21 protein-coding genes are annotated in these 17,420 nt (G+C 62.8%); 1 reads left to right on the forward strand and 20 read right to left on the reverse strand.

The features are described 5' to 3' along the window. Positions 1 to 40 precede the first annotated feature (40 nt). From hisA to KI609_RS18570, 7 genes are all read right to left on the reverse strand, one after another. A complete protein-coding gene (hisA, locus tag KI609_RS18540; RefSeq protein WP_226445021.1) occupies positions 41 to 784 on the reverse strand; it encodes a 1-(5-phosphoribosyl)-5-[(5-phosphoribosylamino)methylideneamino]imidazole-4-carboxamide isomerase in 744 nt (247 codons plus the stop codon). 68 nt (positions 785 to 852) lie between these two features. Continuing rightward, entirely contained in the window at positions 853 to 1,530 is a 678-nt protein-coding gene (gene hisH / locus KI609_RS18545; RefSeq protein WP_226445022.1) for an imidazole glycerol phosphate synthase subunit HisH, read from the reverse strand. Positions 1,531 to 1,581: 51 nt separating this feature from the next. Further along, positions 1,582 to 2,217 carry an imidazoleglycerol-phosphate dehydratase HisB gene (gene hisB / locus KI609_RS18550; protein WP_226445023.1) on the reverse strand — a complete coding sequence of 212 codons (636 nt, stop codon included), beginning with the start codon at positions 2,215 to 2,217 and terminating at the stop codon, positions 1,582 to 1,584. Continuing rightward, on the reverse strand, positions 2,214 to 3,338 hold the full coding sequence (gene hisC / locus KI609_RS18555; RefSeq protein ID WP_226445024.1) for a histidinol-phosphate transaminase: 1,125 nt from the start codon (positions 3,336 to 3,338) through the stop codon (positions 2,214 to 2,216). Before hisC ends, hisB begins: the two co-directional genes overlap by 4 nt. After that, the gene (locus KI609_RS18560; protein WP_226445025.1) at positions 3,335 to 3,787 is read right to left on the reverse strand and encodes a PIN domain-containing protein; all 453 of its coding nucleotides are present in this window, start codon (positions 3,785 to 3,787) and stop codon (positions 3,335 to 3,337) included. Before KI609_RS18560 ends, hisC begins: the two co-directional genes overlap by 4 nt. Before the next feature lie 14 nt (positions 3,788 to 3,801). Then, positions 3,802 to 4,026 carry a hypothetical protein gene (locus tag KI609_RS18565; RefSeq protein WP_015012682.1) on the reverse strand — a complete coding sequence of 75 codons (225 nt, stop codon included), beginning with the start codon at positions 4,024 to 4,026 and terminating at the stop codon, positions 3,802 to 3,804. Between the two features lie 60 nt (positions 4,027 to 4,086). After that, positions 4,087 to 5,541: a PLP-dependent aminotransferase family protein gene (locus tag KI609_RS18570; RefSeq protein ID WP_226445026.1), complete on the reverse strand. Its 1,455-nt coding sequence runs from the start codon at positions 5,539 to 5,541 to the stop codon at positions 4,087 to 4,089. A gap of 151 nt (positions 5,542 to 5,692) precedes the next feature. On the opposite strand from KI609_RS18570, the gene KI609_RS18575 reads away from it, so the two are divergent. Continuing rightward, the gene (locus KI609_RS18575) at positions 5,693 to 6,094 is read left to right on the forward strand and encodes a DUF2917 domain-containing protein (RefSeq protein ID WP_226445027.1); all 402 of its coding nucleotides are present in this window, start codon (positions 5,693 to 5,695) and stop codon (positions 6,092 to 6,094) included. A 33-nt stretch (positions 6,095 to 6,127) separates the two neighbouring features. On the opposite strand, the gene KI609_RS18580 is transcribed toward KI609_RS18575, so the two are convergent. From KI609_RS18580 to KI609_RS18640, 13 genes are all read right to left on the reverse strand, one after another. Then, a complete protein-coding gene (locus KI609_RS18580; RefSeq protein WP_226445028.1) occupies positions 6,128 to 7,657 on the reverse strand; it encodes a hypothetical protein in 1,530 nt (509 codons plus the stop codon). 3 nt (positions 7,658 to 7,660) lie between these two features. Continuing rightward, positions 7,661 to 9,025, reverse strand: a complete 1,365-nt coding sequence (gene hisD, locus KI609_RS18585; RefSeq protein WP_226445029.1) for a histidinol dehydrogenase — start codon at positions 9,023 to 9,025, stop codon at positions 7,661 to 7,663. A gap of 23 nt (positions 9,026 to 9,048) precedes the next feature. Beyond that, positions 9,049 to 9,696 (reverse strand): ATP phosphoribosyltransferase, encoded by a 648-nt coding sequence (gene hisG, locus KI609_RS18590; RefSeq protein ID WP_413463440.1) that lies wholly within the window; start codon positions 9,694 to 9,696, stop codon positions 9,049 to 9,051. A gap of 2 nt (positions 9,697 to 9,698) precedes the next feature. Further along, positions 9,699 to 10,985, reverse strand: a complete 1,287-nt coding sequence (gene murA / locus KI609_RS18595; protein ID WP_226445031.1) for a UDP-N-acetylglucosamine 1-carboxyvinyltransferase — start codon at positions 10,983 to 10,985, stop codon at positions 9,699 to 9,701. A gap of 93 nt (positions 10,986 to 11,078) precedes the next feature. Beyond that, complete coding sequence (locus KI609_RS18600; RefSeq protein ID WP_226445032.1) at positions 11,079 to 11,321, reverse strand: BolA family protein; 243 nt, start codon at positions 11,319 to 11,321, stop codon at positions 11,079 to 11,081. A gap of 12 nt (positions 11,322 to 11,333) precedes the next feature. Continuing rightward, entirely contained in the window at positions 11,334 to 12,089 is a 756-nt protein-coding gene (locus KI609_RS18605) for an ABC transporter permease (RefSeq protein ID WP_226445033.1), read from the reverse strand. Then, complete coding sequence (locus KI609_RS18610; protein WP_226445034.1) at positions 12,086 to 13,024, reverse strand: ABC transporter ATP-binding protein; 939 nt, start codon at positions 13,022 to 13,024, stop codon at positions 12,086 to 12,088. The genes KI609_RS18605 and KI609_RS18610 overlap by 4 nt, the downstream gene beginning before the upstream one ends. A gap of 120 nt (positions 13,025 to 13,144) precedes the next feature. Then, entirely contained in the window at positions 13,145 to 13,429 is a 285-nt protein-coding gene (locus KI609_RS18615) for an STAS domain-containing protein (RefSeq protein ID WP_226445035.1), read from the reverse strand. A gap of 22 nt (positions 13,430 to 13,451) precedes the next feature. Beyond that, positions 13,452 to 14,123 (reverse strand): phospholipid-binding protein MlaC, encoded by a 672-nt coding sequence (locus KI609_RS18620; protein ID WP_226445036.1) that lies wholly within the window; start codon positions 14,121 to 14,123, stop codon positions 13,452 to 13,454. Positions 14,124 to 14,293: 170 nt separating this feature from the next. Continuing rightward, positions 14,294 to 15,094, reverse strand: a complete 801-nt coding sequence (locus KI609_RS18625) for a VacJ family lipoprotein (protein WP_226445037.1) — start codon at positions 15,092 to 15,094, stop codon at positions 14,294 to 14,296. Further along, a complete protein-coding gene (mlaD, locus tag KI609_RS18630; RefSeq protein WP_226445038.1) occupies positions 15,091 to 15,579 on the reverse strand; it encodes an outer membrane lipid asymmetry maintenance protein MlaD in 489 nt (162 codons plus the stop codon). The genes KI609_RS18625 and mlaD overlap by 4 nt, the downstream gene beginning before the upstream one ends. Positions 15,580 to 15,615: 36 nt before the next feature. Continuing rightward, positions 15,616 to 16,398, reverse strand: a complete 783-nt coding sequence (gene mlaE, locus KI609_RS18635) for a lipid asymmetry maintenance ABC transporter permease subunit MlaE (protein ID WP_226445039.1) — start codon at positions 16,396 to 16,398, stop codon at positions 15,616 to 15,618. Continuing rightward, on the reverse strand, positions 16,395 to 17,213 hold the full coding sequence (locus KI609_RS18640; protein WP_226445040.1) for an ABC transporter ATP-binding protein: 819 nt from the start codon (positions 17,211 to 17,213) through the stop codon (positions 16,395 to 16,397). Before KI609_RS18640 ends, mlaE begins: the two co-directional genes overlap by 4 nt. Positions 17,214 to 17,420: the final 207 nt, after the last annotated feature.

A 17,420-nucleotide genomic window follows, 5' to 3' on the forward strand; every position in this document is an offset into this window, starting at 1 on the left:
AACACGCCCGCCCGATGCCGGCGTCACAGCCGGCAATGCATCAGGCAGCGCCCAGCGCGTCGGCCCGGGCCTGGGCCGCGGCAAAGTCGAGGTCGCCGCTGTAGATGGCGCGGCCGCAGATCACGCCCTCGACGCCTTCGCTCTCCACGGCGCAAAGCTGCTCGATATCGGCCATGTTCGACAAGCCGCCCGAAGCGATGACGGGGATGGTCAGCGCCTGGGCCAGCTTCACCGTGGCGTCGATGTTGATGCCCGACAGCATGCCGTCGCGGCCGATGTCGGTGTAGATGATGGATTCGACGCCCCAGTCCTCGAACTTCTTGGCAAGGTCGACCACTTCGTGGCCGGTGAGCTTGCTCCAGCCGTCGGTGGCGACTTTGCCGTCCTTGGCATCCAGCCCCACGATGATGTGGCCACCAAAGGCGCTGCACGCGTCTTTCAGGAACCCGGGGTTCTTGACCGCTGCCGTGCCGATGATCACGTAGCGCAGGCCGCCGTCAATGTATTTCTCGATGGTGTCCAGATCACGGATACCACCGCCCAGCTGAACCGGGATCTCGTCGCCCACCTCTTTGAGGATGGACTTGATGGCGGTGTAGTTCTTCGGCACGCCCGCAAAGGCACCGTTCAAATCCACCAGATGCAAACGGCGGGCACCCTGCTCCACCCATTTGCGGGCCATCGCGGCGGGGTCTTCGCCAAAGGTGGTGGATTGGTCCATATCGCCTTGCTTGAGGCGAACGCAGTGGCCGTCCTTGAGGTCGATGGCGGGAATGAGCAGCATGGTGGTGGAGTTCGGGGGATAAAGGGCGAGACGCAGCTCGGCCCGAACGGGTGGCGGTTAAGAAAAAATCAGGGATTCCAGTGCAGAAAATTGCGGTACAGGGCCAGGCCGTGCTCCGCGCTTTTCTCCGGGTGAAACTGGGTGGCAAAAATATTATCGCGTGCAATGGCCGCAGCGAACAAACCGCCGTAGTCCGTTTGCCCTGCGCAATGGGCCGAATTTTGCGGCACAGCGTAGAAACTGTGCACAAAATAGAAGTAACTGTTGTCGGGCACGCCCGCCCACACGGGGTGTACGCCGCCACCATGGCGGGCGTGGGGCATCTGGCGCACCTGGTTCCAGCCCATCTGGGGCACCTTGAAGCGGCTGCCATCAGGCTGGGTGCGGCCTGCCAGGTCGAATTTGAGCACGTCGCCAGGGATGAGCCCCAGGCCCGGTGTGTCGCCCTCTGCACTGTGGTCCAGCAGCATCTGCATGCCCACACACACGCCAAACATCGGCTTGGTGGCGGCGGCTTCGAGCACCGATTCCTGCAGGCCCGATTCGCGCAGCTCGCGCATGCAGTCGGGCATGGCGCCCTGCCCTGGCAGCACGATGCGCTGGGCAGCGCGCACGTCTTCGGGGCGCTGGGTGACGACCACGGTCCAGCCCGTGCCCTCGGCGGCGGCCTGCACGGCCTGCGACACGGAGCGCAGGTTGCCCATGCCGTAATCCACGACCGCAACGGTTTTTGCTTCCATATTCATAGCTGCCAGCGCTTATACATCAAGCGCTAGCGCCCGATTTTATTAAAAAACTCACAAAGAACCCTTGGTGGAGGGGATGACACCCACCGAGCGCGGATCGCGCTCCAGCGCCGCGCGCAGCGTGCGCCCGAACGCCTTGAAGATGGTCTCGCACTGGTGGTGGGCATTGATGCCCTTGAGGTTGTCGATGTGCAGCGTGACGCCCGCGTGGTTCACGAAGCCCTGGAAGAACTCGTACACCAATTGTGTATCGAGCTGGCCGATGCTGCCCGCGGTGAACTTCACATCGACGTGCAGGCCGGGGCGACCTGAGAAATCGACCACCACGCGCGACAGCGCTTCGTCGAGCGGCACGTAGGCATGGCCATAGCGGCGGATGCCCTTCTTGTCGCCCACGGCGCGCGCAAACGCTTGGCCCAGCGTGATGCCCACGTCTTCCACGGTGTGGTGGCCGTCGATGTGCAGGTCGCCTTCGCAATCGATGTCGAGGTCGATCAGGCCGTGGCGGGCGATCTGGTCGAGCATGTGGTCGAAGAAGCCGATGCCGGTGTGCAGCTTGGCCTGGCCGGTACCGTCGAGGTTGATGCGCACGCTGATGCGCGTCTCGGCGGTGTTGCGGCTGACCTCGGCAATGCGGTCGGCCATCGGGTCAGCCGATGTAGAAGGTACGAGTGCGGAGGAAGTCATAGGGAGGCTTGGAGTGCGGCCAGCATCTGCGCGTTGTCTTCGGCATTGCCTACCGTCAGGCGCAGGCAGTTGGTCAGCAATGGGTGCATTGTAGAAACGTTCTTGACCAGCACCTTGCGGTTTTTCATGCCCTCGTAGGCCTTGGCGGAATCCGCCACACGCAAGAGGACCATGTTGGCCTCGCTGTCCCAGCACTTTTCGACCCCTGGCATCTGGCGCAGCGCGGCGATGAGTGTGGTGCGCTCGGCACGGATTTCGGCAGCCTGGGCGGCGAAGACCTCGGCATGTTCCAGCGCAAACAGGGCCGCTTCGCAGTTGAGCACGCTCACGTTGTAGGGCGGGCGCACCTTGTCGATCTCGCTCACCAATGCGGCGGGCCCGATGAGGTAGCCCAGGCGCACGCCCGCCAGGCCAAACTTGCTGAGCGTGCGCATGAGCAGCACATGGGCGTTGCGCGCGGGCTCTGCGCGCATGCGGTCGATCCAGGTGCGGCTGGCAAAGGGCTGGTAGGCCTCGTCCATGACCACGATGCCGCCCTGCGCGCCCGCAGCGTCGATGATGCGCTGCACCGCGCCCTCGTCCCACAGCGTGGCCGTGGGGTTGTTGGGGTAGGCGATGTAGGTGATGGCAGGTTGGTGCTGGGCAATGGCAGCGAGCATGGCAGGCTCATCCAGCTCAAAGTCGGGCGTGAGCGGCACGCCGACAAAGTCCAGACCCTGCAGTTGTGCGGACAGCGGGTACATCACAAAACCCGGCATGGGCGCGAGCATGGTGGCGCGTTGGCCCGTGCCCGGTTGTGCGCAGGCCAGCGCCAGCAGGGTGATGAGCTCGTCCGAGCCATTGCCCAGCACGATGCCGTAGCCTTCGGGCATGCCCGCGTACTTGGCGAGAGCGGCCTTCAAATCAAGCAGGCGGTCGCCGGGATAGCGGTTGAGCGCAAGCCCACCCAGGCGCTGGCCCAGCGCGGCCTGCAGATGGGCCGGCAGGCGGAACGGGTTTTCCATCGCGTCCATCTTGAGCATGCCGGTGGAGGGCTGTACGCCGTACGCATGCATCGCACGCACGTCGGGGCGGATGCGGGCCAGGGCCTGGAGAGGGGAAGATGGATCAGCGTGGGTCATTCGGCAGTGTCCAGTTCGTTGGGGGAAACAAGAAACGGGTTGATGGGGCGCACGGCGTCCAGGGGCTCGCCATGCGGCAGCGCCTCGGTCAGCAGGTAGCGGCAGCCCTGCTGGTGGGCAGACGAAAGGATGAGTGCGTCCCAGTAGCCCAGGCGGTAGCGGTCCTGCAGATCCCAGGCGCCGTCCACGGTGTACGAGTCCAGGTGCGGCGGCAGCCACACGCGCAGGCGGCGCACCTGGGCGCGCACCTGCTGCAGCACATGGGGGCCGTCAAAACGCTGGATGGCCTGGTTGTACAGCTCGTTGAGCACCTGCGAGCTGATGCGGCCGCTGCGCGTCTGCCAGCAAAAGCTGATCCATTCACGCGCCCGCGCCTGTCGCTCGGCATCGCGGTCGTCCACGCTGGCGAGCAGGATTTCGGTATCGACAAAGATGGGGACGGTGGCCATGTGGTCTGCCCCGTTCAGCGCAGAAACAGGGTTTCGCGGGGCACGTACGGTCCGCTGGACGCGCCCCAGGACTCAAACCCCAGCGCCTCGCGCATGGCCTGGGCGTAGGCGTCTTCCTGGCGCATCTTTTCGGCCAGCCATTCACCGAGCAGGCGGGACACGCTGCTGCCGCGCTTGGCGGCTTCCACGCGCACCCATTCGGCAACGGTGTCGTCCATGGTCACGGTGATGTTTTTCATGGGTTAAATATTACACGAACTTCGTGCGCCACGAACTTCGTGTTGATTAAAACACCACATTCAAGCCGCCTTGCGGGGTGCCCCGCTTTGCAGCATCTGGCACGCCATGTCACCCACGGTGCGCAGCGCCTCCAGGTGGGCGGGCGTCCAGTCGCCTCCCACGCCGATGCGCAGGCAGTTGCGGAACCGTCCGCTGGCGCTGAACACCGTGCCGGGTGCGATCAGGATCTGCCGGGCCAGGCAGGCTTCGTGCAGTTGCACCGAATCAAGCGCGCGCGGCAGCTCCAGCCACAGCAGCAGGCCGCCGGGCGGGTCACTCACGCGCGTACCCTGCGGGAAGTGCGCGGCAATCACATGGCGCACCTCGTCCATGCGCGCCGCCACGGCCGCGCGCAGCTGGCGCATGGCGGCGGCGTGGCCCGCCTGGGTGATGAGGTCGGCCAGGGCCAGCTCCAGCACGGCGGACTGGCCACCCGCCTGCAGGTCCTTGATGGCGCGCAGCTTGTCGGCCCAGCGGCCGGCCTCCAGCCAGCCCAGGCGCAGGCCAGGCGCCAGCGTCTTGGAGAACGAGTCGCACAGCATCACATGGCCGGTGGTGTCGTACGACTTGACGGTGCGCCGCATCTCATCCACCTCGACCAGGTCGTTGTAGATCGCGTCCTCGATCACCGCCATGTCGTGCCGCGCCGCCATCTGCACCAGGCGCTTGCGCTCGGCCTGGGGCATGCAACTGCCCAGCGGGTTGCTGAGCGTGGGCACCACCATCACGGCCTTGACCGGCTGGGTGTCCAGCGCCAGCTGCAGCGCATCCAGCGAGAGGCCGTTGCGCGGGTGGGTGGGAATCTCCAGCGCCTTGAGGTGCAGGCCCTGCAGCACCTCCAGAAACGAAAAATGCGTGGGCGACTCCAGCGCCACCACATCGCCCGGCTGCGTCACGGCGCGCAGGCACAGCGCAATGCTGTCCATGCAGCCACCGGTGATCACGATGTTCTCGGGGTCCAGGCTACAGCCCAGGCTGACGGCGTAGCGCGCCAGGGCACGGCGCGCATCCTCGTGGCCTGACGAACCGGGGTAGGTGCACAGCAGGTTGCGGTGGCGCTGCGCGGCACGCACCACGGCGCGGCGCACGCGGTCGGGGTTGAACAGCTCGGGGCCGGGCGTGCCGCTGCTGTACGAGATGATGTCCACCGGCTGTTTGCGCCCCAGGATGCGCTGGCCCAGCCAGTCCACTGACACCTCACGTGGGCGGCGCATCGGGCGCGGTGTGCTGGGCTCGGGCAGGCTCACCGGCCGCGCCGCCACAAAAAAGCCCGAGCGCGGGCGCGCGGTGATCAGGCGCGCATCCTCCAACCAGTGGTAGGCCTGCACCACCGTGGTCTGCGCCACGCCGTGCTGGCGCGCCAGCTCGCGCACCGAGGGCAGCTTTTCGCCACGCGCCAGGGTGCCGTTGCGGATCAGCTGCGCGAGCTGCTCGGCGATTTGAAGGTACAGCGGGGGTGCGTCATCGGTGGCCATGCTGCATTTTGTACTGGCACCTTGGCAAGCAGACAGTACAGAAACGACCCAGTGCGTACAGTACAGATGGGCTGGTTCGCTGTTCTGTACTGGGCCAGATCGCACGCGCCTGTGGCTGGTGACGCGCGGCCGCTGGCCGCACAGTGAAGGCATGAACACACTGCACACCCCCACCCCGCCGTCGCCCACGCTGCCCACCCAGCCTGCGGTGCCCCTCAACCTGCGATGGAAGCGCCAGCCCCTGCCGCCGCTGCAGGCGGTCCAGGTGCTGGATTTCCGTGCGGGCGACATCGCCCTGCTCGAAGTCGAACGGGGCCGCGTCTGGGTGACCTGTGATGGCCTGCTGGAGGACTATTTTCTGGAGGCGGGTCAGCGCCTGTCGTTCACCGGGCCCGTGCGGCTGCGTGTGAGTGCCGAAGGCCACCGGCCTGCACGGCTGATCTGGGCGCAACACCGGGCTGGAGAAGGCGCCGCATGCCCACAAAAAACTATCGCGGTTTCGCAGCCTTTCAGGAGCGCGCCAGTTCAACTGGCAAACGGAGCATCAGTGTGAGTTGAACGAACTACCAAGGCCACAGCCGGGTCATCAGCTCTTGGCATCGCAAACAGCCTGCTGAAGCGCAGTCCTACACGACCGCAGAAGAGCCCCCTGCTCCCGCAGCCTTTTTTGAAGTTCGAGCTTTTCGGCCTTCAAAGCATTATTTTTCTCTCGGAGTTCGTCAATTTGACGATTCGCATCAGAGCTATTCGCAGCCTCCTGTTCCGAAGCCACAGTCTCCAGAACTACCTGCGACAAAACAGGCAAGGGTGAGTATCGACTTTGCGATAGTTCTGGCGGCACTCCAAGGTAGGCGCACCAGAATGCGTCCAATCGCTCCGCTAACCGCAACCACAACAGCGCGAAGTTGCATTGATCCGTGTGCACGCCATCGGATTTCAGCGCCAGTTCCATCGCAAGCATTTGATTCTCGATAGGGCGCAGCAAGCGATGTGACCTCAACTCCTCCCAGTTAGACGCGCTCTCTTTTGGAGGAACTGGGATGCACTCCATCAAAGCACGTTTCAGTGCGCCGTCTTGATTCCGGAACTTGTTCTGCGATACCGCAATAAAGGCCTTCTGGTATCCACCAAGTCCGTGCGTAAGTTGATGTCGAAAGCTATTTAACAAAAAAGCTGCGGTTGCACTGATACCCAGCAAGTTGCTGGACGCCTCGGTTTCGAGCGTGTACTTGCCGTCCATTGCCTCGACACACATCATCAACTGCAAGAAGCGCACTTCAACGGGCACGGCTGAATTCTTGCCAAGAACAGTGAATTGCTGAGCAGGACGGATCTTGTCAAAGTACTCGTCTGACAAAGCTAGCACTCCGTCAATCAATGCAATGCATAGACGGCTCGCCTGTTCAAAATTTCTATTAGATAGGAGTGGCAAATAGTTGTAACGACTCTTTTCTGGCAACCCATAGAAAGTCAGCGAATCCCCAGAGCGCTCCATCACCGAACTGAGGGGCTGCCCGCAAACGAGTTCAAGCGCGGCCTTGATGCGGTCGCTTTGCTGGGAAAAATCGGAGTCGCTAAATGCACAAAGAACACCCCTCGCCAAAGCATGCTTGTCAAAGAATACTGCTGACACAGCCCCCTCGGAAAAAACGCTGTATGGCAAAGGAATATCGCACAGCGCAATTCCCCAGTGGTATTGAAAGCGATGCTGCGCGCTTAGCGGTGTAAGCGCGTCCAACCGGACGACCGAATTCGCTGCCGCGAACGTGACCAGACATGGATTGGACTGGTCCGACTCTTCCAGTCCGAACCAGAAGTCGCAAAGCCAAGACCAAGACTTTTGTGGACACACCTCAATCGCCGAGCGCGAAGTAAATTCGAAATCACCTGCCTCATCACACAGAAACAAGTCTTCAAACGTCAGCGATGCGAAGTCCTCTACCGCTTCAAGCTCTTCAACGGCTGCTCGGTGAGGAGAGAAGTCAGCTACGAATTCAAGCGACTCAGGGTCAAACTGAAGAGAGAGATTGCGGATTCGCACGTGCGACATTGAACATGTCAGAGTCACGTGACCCTTCATCCGCCGCAACAGAGGATGACCAATGTTGCGAGACATACCTTACTTCAATCGCATCTCGGCCGCCTGCGCGTGGGCCTGCAGTCCCTCGCCATAGGCCAGCTCGGCGGCGATGGTGCCCAGCACCTGGGCACCGGCCTCGCTCACCTCGATAAGGCTGCTGCGCTTCTGGAAGTCGTAAACACCCAATGGCGAAGAGAAACGTGCCGTGCCGCTGGTGGGCAGCACGTGGTTGGGGCCGGCGCAGTAGTCGCCCAGGCTTTCGGAGGTGTAGGCACCGAGGAAGATCGCACCCGCGTGACGCAGCAGCGGCTCCCAGCGGTGTGGGTCGGTGCTGCTGACCTCCAAGTGCTCGGGCGCGATGCGGTTGCTGATCGCGCAGGCTTCTTCCATGTCCTTCGTCAGAATCAGTGCGCCCCGGCCGGTGAGGCTCTTGGCGATGATCTCGGCGCGCGGCATGGTGGGCAGCAGGCGGTCGATCTCGCGCTGCACGGCGTCGAGGTAGGCGGCGTCGGGGCACAGCAGGATGGACTGAGCCAGCTCGTCGTGTTCGGCCTGGCTGAAGAGGTCCATCGCCACCCAGTCGGGCGGCGTGCTGCCGTCGGCCAGCACCAGGATCTCGCTCGGGCCCGCGATCATGTCGATGCCCACAGTGCCAAACACGCGCTTCTTGGCGCTGGCCACGTAGGCGTTGCCGGGGCCGGTGATCTTGTCGACCTTGGGGACACTGGCCGTGCCGTAGGCCAGCGCGGCCACGGCCTGCGCGCCGCCGATGGTGAAGGCGCGGGTGACGCCCGCCACATAGGCGGCTGCCAGCACCAGCTCATTGCGCTCGCCCTTCGTCGAGGTGCCCTCGCCCGTTCCGCCCGTGGCCACGCTGCCGCGCACGGGCGTGGGCACAACCATGATGATTTCCTGCACACCGGCCACATGGGCAGGGATGGCGTTCATCAGCAGGCTGGACGGGTACGCGGCCTTGCCGCCTGGCACGTAGATGCCCACGCGGTCCAGCGGCGTGACCTTCTGGCCCAGCAAGGTGCCGTCTTCGTCGCGGTAGCTCCAGCTCTCGCCGGAGGCCTTCTTCTGCGCCTCGTGGTAGCTGCGCACGCGTTTGGCAGCGGCCTGCAGCGCGTCGCGCTGGGCCTGCGGGATGGCGTCGAAAGCGGCCTTGAAGTCGGCTTGCGTCAACTCCAGCGCCGCCATGTTGGGGGCACTGAGGCCGTCGAAGCGGGCGGTGTACTCCAGCACCGCGGCGTCGCCGCGCTTTTGCACATCCGCCAGGATATCGGCCACGCGCTGCTCGATGGCCGCGTCGGTGTCGGCAGACCAATGCAGGCGGGCTGCAAATTCAGCCTCAAAAGTGGCCGCAGCGGTGGACAGACGGGCGGGAGCAGCTACCAAAGTCATAGTGTCAGTCGTTGGGATGAAGGTCAGTTCTTTTCGGCCGGTATGGCCGAGGCAAACGCATCGATGATGCGGCGCAGCGGCGCCTGCTTGAGCTTGAGCGCGGCCTGGTTGACCACGAGGTAGGAGCTGATGTCCATGATGCGTTCAACCTCTACCAGGTGGTTGGCCTTGAGCGTGTTGCCGGTGGAGACCAGATCGACGATGGCATCGGCCAGCCCGATGAGCGGCGCCAGTTCCATGCTGCCGTAGAGCTTGACCATGTCCACATGCACGCCTTTGGTCGCGAAGAAGTCGCGGGCGATGCTGGTGTATTTGGTGGCGACCTTCAGGCGCGAGCCCTGCTTGACGGCGCGCTCGTAGTCAAAGTCGTTGCGCACGGCCACGCTCACGCGGCACTTGGCAATGCGCAGGTCCAGCGGCTGGTACAGGCCCTGGCCTCCGTGCTCAATGAGTGTGTCCTTGCCGGTCACGCCGATGTCGGCACCTCCGTACTGCACATAGGTGGGCACGTCGGTGGCACGCACCAGCACCACGCGCACGTTGGGTTGGTTGGTGGGCAGGATGAGCTTGCGCGACTTCTCGGGGTCTTCAAGCACCTCGATACCGGCTGCGGCCAGCAGCGGCAGCGTTTCTTCAAAAATACGGCCTTTGGAAAGCGCCAGGGTGATCATGGTCATGCGGTGATCCGTTCGATGTCCGCGCCAATGCCGCGCAGTTTGGCTTCCATGCAGTCGTAGCCGCGGTCCAGATGGTAGATGCGGTCCACCACGGTTTCGCCGTCGGCCACCAGGCCCGCGATAACCAGGCTGGCCGAGGCGCGCAGGTCGGTGGCCATCACGGTGGCGCCCGACAAACGGCTGGTGGTGGAACCCACGCCTTCGATCACGGCCACCTTGCCATCGACTTGGATCTTCGCACCCAGGCGCACTAGCTCATTGACGTGCATGAATCGGTTTTCAAAAATCGTTTCGGCGACGGTGGCCATGCCTTGCGCAATGCAGTTCAGCGCCATGAATTGGGCCTGCATGTCGGTAGGAAACCCTGGGTATTCAGTGGTGCGAAAGCCTTGCGCCTTGAGGGTGTTGCCGCCCGCACTTTGCACGCGGATGCCGCCTTCGACGGCCTGCACCTGCACACCAGCCTCGCGCAACTTGTCGATCACGGCGTCCAGGTGGTCGGCCCGGCCGTGGCGCAGCACCACGTCACCGCCTGCAGCAGCCACGGCGCACAAAAAGGTGCCGGCCTCGATACGATCGGCCACCACGCGATGGGTGCAGCCATGCAGGCGCTCGACGCCTTCGATGCGGATACGGCTGGTGCCATGGCCTTCGATGTGTGCGCCCATGGCGATCAGCATCTCGGCCAAGTCCGAAATTTCAGGCTCCTGCGCCGCGTTTTCGAGCACCGTCTCGCCCTCTGCCAGCGTGGCGGCCATCATCAGGTTTTCAGTGCCTGTGACGGTGACCATGTCGGTGGTGATGCGGGCGCCCTTGAGGCGCGTCCAGCCCTGGGGCAATTTGGCAATCATGTAGCCGTGCTCGACCACGATCTCGGCCCCCATGGCAGCCATGCCCTTGATGTGCTGATCCACCGGGCGCGAGCCAATCGCGCAACCGCCAGGCAGCGACACGGTAGCTTCGCCAAAACGGGCCAGCAGCGGGCCCAAGGCCAACACCGACGCACGCATGGTCTTGACGAGTTCGTAAGGGGCCTCGGGGGTATTGAGGCCGCTCGCGTCGATGCGCACCGTGCCGTCGCTGGCGCGCTCTGCGGCCACGCCCATGTTGCGAATGAGCTTGAGCATGGTGCTCACATCCTGCAGCTGGGGCACGTTGAGCAAGGTCACGGGCTCTGCCGTGAGCAACGCAGCACACAACTCCGGCAGGGCTGCGTTCTTGGCGCCAGACACCAGCACCTCGCCGTGCAAAGCGCGCCCGCCGCGAATCAGGAGTTTGTCCATCTCAGATCACCAAAAATAAGAGCAAAAAACACCGCTAGCGCTTATTCCACAAGCGTAAGCAGCTATCAATTAATGAGCAAACATTGCCAACACTCAGGGCGCCTGCGATGCCCATTCAGCCGGCGTGAAGGTTTTCATCGACAAGGCATGCACTTCATCGGTGTGCATTTTGGCGCCCAGCGTGGCATACACGCGCTGGTGCCGCTGGATGGGGCGCTTGCCCTCAAACTCGGGCGACACGATGGTCGCATACCAGTGGCGCCCATCGCCCTCGAGCGTGATGTGGTCGCATACGAGCCCGGCGGCGATGAGGTTCTTGAGGTCTTCTGCGGTCATGGCGATAAAAATTCAGTTGCGGATCTTGTAACCCGTGCGCAACAGGTGCACGGCGAGAAAACTCACGGCCAGCCACGCCATGCCGACGATGGACAGGCTCAGCCAGGGCGAAGTGTCGCTCTGGCCAAAAAAGCCATAGCGGAATCCGTCAATCATGTAGAAAAACGGGTTGAGATGGCTCACAGCCTGCCAGAACGGGGGCAGCGACTGAATGGAATAGAACACACCCGACAGAAAGGTCATGGGCACGATGATGAAATTCTGAAACGCCGCCATCTGGTCAAACTTGTCTGCCCACAGCCCGGCAATCAGACCCAGCGTGGCCAACAAGGCAGCGCCCAGCAACGCAAAAACGAGAATCCACACGGGCGCGGCAAATTCAGGACGCGCAAAAGCCAGCGTGATGATGAAAACGCCCAGCCCCACCATCAGACCACGCACCACCGAAGAACCCACATACGCCACAAACCACGCCCAGTGCGACAACGGAGTGAGCAAAATGAACACCAGGCTGCCCATGATCTTGCTCTGAATGAGACTCGATGAGCTGTTGGCAAACGCGTTCTGCAACACGCTCATCATCACCAGCCCCGGCACCAGAAAAGCGGTGTAACTGATGCGGTCGTACACCGTCACATGGCCTTCGAGCACATGGCCAAAAATCAGCAGGTAGAGCACCGCAGTGACCACCGGCGCCGCCACGGTCTGAAAGCCCACTTTCCAAAACCGCAGGACTTCCTTGTAGAAAAGTGTTTTCCAGCCGGTCATGCTGCACCCCCACGATGGGCCAGGTTGGATTCGGACGTACCGGCCATCACCTGCAGAAACACGTCCTCCAGATCAGGGCGGCGGATTTCCATGTCGTGCACCTCCACCCCGGCCACGCGCAGCGCAGCAAGGTGGTTTTCGATGTCAACGGCATCGTGTGCGGGCAACTGCACAATGCGGCCCGTCACCCGCGCCAGCGCAGCCTGCGCCGGGGGCAGCACGGCGTCGGTCTTGAACTGCAGCACACTGCCAGACGCCGCCTTGAGCAAATCAGACGTGCGGCTGAGCGCCACGATCTGCCCGGCCTTGAGCATGGCAATGCGGCCACACAGGGCTTCAGCCTCTTCGAGGTAATGGGTGGTCAGCAGCACCGTGTGGCCTTGCTTGTTCAGGCGCGCAACGAAGTGCCACAGAGTCTGGCGCAGCTCCACGTCGACACCGGCCGTGGGCTCGTCGAGCACGATGATGGGGGGTTTGTGCACCAGGGCCTGGGCCACCAGCACCCGACGTTTCATGCCGCCGGAAAGCTGCCGCATGTTGGCATTGGCCTTGTCCGTGAGGCCCAGGTTCTCCAGCAACTCGTCGATCCAGGCATCGTTGTTCTTGACACCGAAGTAACCGGACTGGAAACGCAGTGCCTCGCGCACGTTGAAAAACGGATCGAACACCAACTCCTGGGGCACCACGCCCAGCTTGCGTCGCGCATCGGCAAAGTTTGCCTGCACGTCACTGCCCTGCACCAGCACCCGTCCTTGCGTAGCGCGCGCCAAGCCCGACAAAATGCTGATGAGGGTGGTTTTGCCTGCCCCGTTGGGACCGAGAAGCCCGAAGAATTCGCCTTCTTCGATGTCCAGGCTGACCTGGTTCAGTGCCTTGAAGGGGCCTTTGGGTGTGGCAAAGGTCTTGGAGATGGCTTGGAATGAGACTGCGGGCATGAAGCCTTTGATTTTAAGGCCTTGCCCAGCGCCACGCGGGCCCCGGCCCAAGAAGCCCCCAGGCGCCGCTCCAAACGCTCGGTGCCAATGTGCACATGCGCGCGCCCTGCGCACCGAGACTCAGGCGTGGGCCGCAGGGGGGGGGGCGAGCAGAACGTCCACCCCATAAAGCGTTGCCATGGCGGCCAGTGCCTGCGGCAGACCCTGCACCGCAAATTGTTTGCCTTCGGACAGCGCTTCGCGCCGGCACTCCAGCAGCACCGCCAGCGCCGAGGAATCAAACACCGTGAGCGCCCGTGCATCGACCACCACGGTCGGCTCGCGGTTTGCGCGCAGGCCGTGCATGAGCATGCCCAGGCTTGCGGTGGCCTGGTTATGGGTGAGTTCGGCGGGCAGTACCAGCATGGAGACAACCGGCACCGTGGCCTCAGCCCTTGGCCGTCGCATTGGTCTTATTACGAGCCGCCAGCGTTTCGATCAGCCGGTCCAGGGCCTTGTCATAGCCGTTCACGGCAGGATTGGCGGCGTTGATCTCCTGCGCGAATTGCCCCTTGTATGTTTCCACCAGCCAGACACCCAACACGTTGAGGTTGTAGATCTTCCAGCCAGCACCATCGCCCGGCGTCTTTTCAAGGCGGTAGTCAAGCTGAATCGGATCGCCCCGACCCACGATCTCGGTGCGCACAAGCACGTCCTTGTCTTCGGCGGCAGCACGCAGGGGTTTGACCTGGATGGTCTGATCATTGACCTGCGCCAGCGCGCCTGCATAGGTGCGCACCAGCAACACCTTGAATTCTTCCTGCAGCCGCTTTTGCTGCTCAGGGGTGGCCTTTCGCCAGCCCGGGCCCACAGCGGCTGCCGTCATCCGCCGGAAGTTCACGTTGGGCATCACGGTCTTGTCCACCAGCGCAATCACCTTGGACAAATCACCGGCCTGGATGGCTTTGTCGGATTTGACCGTGTTGAGCACATCGATGGACAGGCGCTTGATCAGCGCGTCGGGGGCCTCATCGGCCGCAAAGGCCGAAAACGGCAGTCCGAGCGACACCACAGCGGCGGTGCACAGGGCAACACGCCCCAAGTTACGTCGATTCATCATGATTTTTTGCTCTCCATCCGTAGCGGGGCCTGGCCCCTGAAATTCATTGTGGTAGCAACGGTGCGGCGCGTTGCGTCGCCGCTGTTGCGTGTTGCAAGCAAGTGCAACACGCTCTGCGGTGGCCACCACGGCTTGTGCGGCCACGGCGCCACCGGCTGCAAGGCAATGGGTCAGCGCGCAGGCTCTTCAGGCAACACGCCGTCATGGGAGTCCACATCGATCTGGCCGTTGCCTCTTTGTGCTGCGTCTACCTGGCTGCCGCGCACCTGCAGGTACACATCGCGCGTAAAGCTGTATTTATCGAGCGCCGCACTGTCGAGCACCGAGCCGGCCCGCAGCAGGTTGGCTCGCACATCCACGGCCCGCAAGGCATAGAGCGAATTGCGCGCGGCAACCGGGTCTACGTAGCGCACCAGATTGCCTTTCATGTCCACCGGCAATGCCAACGTGTCGCGCAGTGTGGAGGGCCCCAGAATCGGCAGCACCACATACGGGCCCGTTCCCACGCCCCAGCGTCCCAGCGTCAGGCCAAAGTCCTGCTTGTAGCGGTCAATCCCGAGCTCACTGGCAACGTCGAGCACACCACCAAGGCCGAAGATCGTGTTGACATTGACGCGCATGAAGCTGGATGCGGCGGCTTCGCCCCGCAACTGCAGCACATTGTTCACAAAAGACCAAGCGTCTCCAATGTTCGCAAAAAAGTTGCTGACGCCCGTACGCACCGGGGCAGGCGTGATCTCCTTGTAAGCCGTCGCCACCGGCTTGAGAACCATGGCATCCACCTGCTCATTGAAGTTCGTCATGCTCCGGTTGTAGGACTCCAGCGGATCGTTCGGGTCGGGCTGGGCGACGGTGGCGCATCCTGCCAGCAGCGCAGCGCCCAAAAGCAGGCCACCCCACGCCAACCAGCGTTGCGCCAACACGGCGTTGCCCGCGCGATGGGCGCGGGCGGTGTCATTCGAGTTCGTCATTTATTGCTCCCTGCCCCCGCAGGCTTCCCGCCGTCTTCGGCTTTGCTGTAAAGAAATTGTCCAATGAGGTTTTCGAGCACCACCGCCGACTGGGTCGCGGTGACCACGTCGCCAGCGGCGAGGTTTTTCTCGTCTGCACCCGCTTCGATGCCGATGTACTGCTCGCCCAGAAGGCCGCTGGTGAGAATCTTCAAAGAGCTGTCTTTCGGAAACTGATAGCGGTCTTCCATGGACAGCGTGACCCTGGCCTGGAAAGTCTTGTCGTCGAACGCAATCGACTCCACGCGCCCCACGACCACCCCGGCGCTGCGCACGGCAGCCTTGGGCTTGAGCCCCCCGATGTTGTCAAAGCGGGCCACGATCTGATAACCCGACTGGAAGTTAAGACTCAGCAAATTGGCCGACTGCAGCGCCAGAAAAACAAGCGCAGCGGCCCCCAACAAGACAAAAAGCCCTACCCACAAATCATTTTTGGAACGTTGCATTGTTTTTGATTCCTTCAGACGCGCGCATCGCTGGCGTCAGATACTGAACATCAGGGTGGTGAGCACAAAGTCCAGCGCCAACACCGCCAGGGAGGCCATCACCACCGTGCGTGTGGTGGCGCGCGACACACCTTCGGGCGTGGGTTTGGCCGTATACCCCTGCAGCAACGCCACAAAGGTCACCGTGAATCCGAAAACCACACTTTTGACCACGCCATTGCCCAGATCACTCCAGACATCCACACCGCCCTGCATCTGGCTCCAGAAGCTCCCCGCGTCAATGCCGATCATGAGCACGCCAACCACCCAGCCGCCAATCACCCCCACCGCACTGAACACCGTGGCCAGGACAGGCATGGCGATGACACCGGCCCAGAAACGGGGGGCCAGAATGCGCTGGACCGGGTCCACCGCCATCATTTCCATCGCACTCAATTGCTCGCCCGCGCGCATCAGCCCGATCTCTGCCGTGAGCGACGTCCCCGCACGGCCCGCAAACAGCAGGGCAGTGATCACAGGCCCGAGCTCACGCACCAGTGACAAGGCCACCAGCAGCCCCAGCGCCTCGGACGAGCCGTAGCGCTGCAGCGTGTAGTAGCCCTGCAGCCCCAGCACAAAGCCCACAAACAGGCCTGATACCGCAATGATGGCCAGCGAGTAGTTGCCCAGAAAATGAATTTGCTCACGCACTAGCGCGGGCCGCAGGAAGGCGGCACCACCCATGCGCACGAGCCGGGCGAAAAGGCGGGCAGCCATGCCGATGTCAGCCAACTTCTGGCGCACGGCAAACCCTGCATCGGAAGGTTTGTACCAGCTCACTGTGTACGCCCTCCTACCGGTCCAAAATCCTCTGCCAGCCCCGGACCAGGGTAATGAAAAGGCACGGGCCCGGTGGGTAGCGCATTCACAAACTGATGCACCAGGGGGTCGCGGCTGGCGCGCACCTCGTCGGGCGTGCCTTGCGCCGCGACAACGCCTGGCCCCAGAATGATGACGTGGTCTGCCAACCGGAAGGTTTCCTCCAGATCATGCGACACCACGATGCTGGTGAGCCCCATGGCATTGTTGAGCTGGCGAATGAGCTGCGCCGCAGTGCCCAGCGAAATGGGATCAAGGCCCGCAAATGGCTCGTCGTACATGACCAGTTCCGGGTCCAGCGCAATCGCACGAGCCAGGGCGACGCGACGCGCCATGCCGCCGGATATCTGGCTCGGCATCAGGTCTCGCGCCCCCCGAAGCCCCACGGCATGCAGCTTCATCAGCACCACATCGCGGATCAACGCGGGAGACAGATCTGTGTGCTCTCGCAGCGGAAACGCGACGTTCTCGAACACATTGAGATCGGTAAACAGCGCGCCAAACTGGAACAACATGCCCATGCGCCGCCGGGCGGCATACAGTTGCGTCCCATTCATGTGCCCCACATCCTGACCGTCAAACAGCACCTGGCCACCCTGGGCCTTGTACTGTCCGCCAATCAGGCGCAGCACCGTGGTTTTACCCCCACCCGATGCGCCCATGAGCGCAGTCACCTTGCCGCGGGGAATCGCCAGGCTGAGGTCACGCAAGACCACGCGGTCACCGTAAGAAAACGTGACGTTGCGCAGTTCGGCGAGAAGAGAGGACTCAGGCATGCAAAGAAAAGGTTCGGGAATTTCGGGACTTGAACGGCTCGCTCACCCACCATGGCAAGCCCAAAACAGCAGCGATGGTAGCCGAAGAGATATACATACATACATGTATGTTTGTAATTTATCGCATCGTCATCCGACGTAGCCGGGCGCCCTGACCGCAGGCAACCCCGAATTGACAGAGCTACCGATTGTGCCAACAAAGCACAA

Origin of the sequence: Acidovorax radicis, from assembly GCF_020510705.1 — a bacterium.
Classification (GTDB): Bacteria; Pseudomonadota; Gammaproteobacteria; order Burkholderiales; family Burkholderiaceae_C; genus Acidovorax; species Acidovorax radicis_A.

Bases quoted from the DNA above. Each gene is read 5' to 3' on its own strand.
- hisA (WP_226445021.1), bottom strand. From the start codon at position 784: ATGCTGCTCATTCCCGCCATCGACCTCAAGGACGGCCACTGCGTTCGC.
- hisH (WP_226445022.1), bottom strand. From the start codon at position 1,530: ATGAATATGGAAGCAAAAACCGTTGCGGTCGTGGATTACGGCATGGGC.
- hisB (WP_226445023.1), bottom strand. From the start codon at position 2,217: ATGACTTCCTCCGCACTCGTACCTTCTACATCGGCTGACCCGATGGCC.
- hisC (WP_226445024.1), bottom strand. From the start codon at position 3,338: ATGACCCACGCTGATCCATCTTCCCCTCTCCAGGCCCTGGCCCGCATC.
- KI609_RS18560 (WP_226445025.1), bottom strand. From the start codon at position 3,787: ATGGCCACCGTCCCCATCTTTGTCGATACCGAAATCCTGCTCGCCAGC.
- KI609_RS18565 (WP_015012682.1), bottom strand. From the start codon at position 4,026: ATGAAAAACATCACCGTGACCATGGACGACACCGTTGCCGAATGGGTG.
- KI609_RS18570 (WP_226445026.1), bottom strand. From the start codon at position 5,541: ATGGCCACCGATGACGCACCCCCGCTGTACCTTCAAATCGCCGAGCAG.
- KI609_RS18575 (WP_226445027.1), top strand. From the start codon at position 5,693: ATGAACACACTGCACACCCCCACCCCGCCGTCGCCCACGCTGCCCACC.
- KI609_RS18580 (WP_226445028.1), bottom strand. From the start codon at position 7,657: ATGTCTCGCAACATTGGTCATCCTCTGTTGCGGCGGATGAAGGGTCAC.
- hisD (WP_226445029.1), bottom strand. From the start codon at position 9,025: ATGACTTTGGTAGCTGCTCCCGCCCGTCTGTCCACCGCTGCGGCCACT.
- hisG (WP_413463440.1), bottom strand. From the start codon at position 9,696: ATGATCACCCTGGCGCTTTCCAAAGGCCGTATTTTTGAAGAAACGCTG.
- murA (WP_226445031.1), bottom strand. From the start codon at position 10,985: ATGGACAAACTCCTGATTCGCGGCGGGCGCGCTTTGCACGGCGAGGTG.
- KI609_RS18600 (WP_226445032.1), bottom strand. From the start codon at position 11,321: ATGACCGCAGAAGACCTCAAGAACCTCATCGCCGCCGGGCTCGTATGC.
- KI609_RS18605 (WP_226445033.1), bottom strand. From the start codon at position 12,089: ATGACCGGCTGGAAAACACTTTTCTACAAGGAAGTCCTGCGGTTTTGG.
- KI609_RS18610 (WP_226445034.1), bottom strand. From the start codon at position 13,024: ATGCCCGCAGTCTCATTCCAAGCCATCTCCAAGACCTTTGCCACACCC.
- KI609_RS18615 (WP_226445035.1), bottom strand. From the start codon at position 13,429: ATGCTGGTACTGCCCGCCGAACTCACCCATAACCAGGCCACCGCAAGC.
- KI609_RS18620 (WP_226445036.1), bottom strand. From the start codon at position 14,123: ATGATGAATCGACGTAACTTGGGGCGTGTTGCCCTGTGCACCGCCGCT.
- KI609_RS18625 (WP_226445037.1), bottom strand. From the start codon at position 15,094: ATGACGAACTCGAATGACACCGCCCGCGCCCATCGCGCGGGCAACGCC.
- mlaD (WP_226445038.1), bottom strand. From the start codon at position 15,579: ATGCAACGTTCCAAAAATGATTTGTGGGTAGGGCTTTTTGTCTTGTTG.
- KI609_RS18640 (WP_226445040.1), bottom strand. From the start codon at position 17,213: ATGCCTGAGTCCTCTCTTCTCGCCGAACTGCGCAACGTCACGTTTTCT.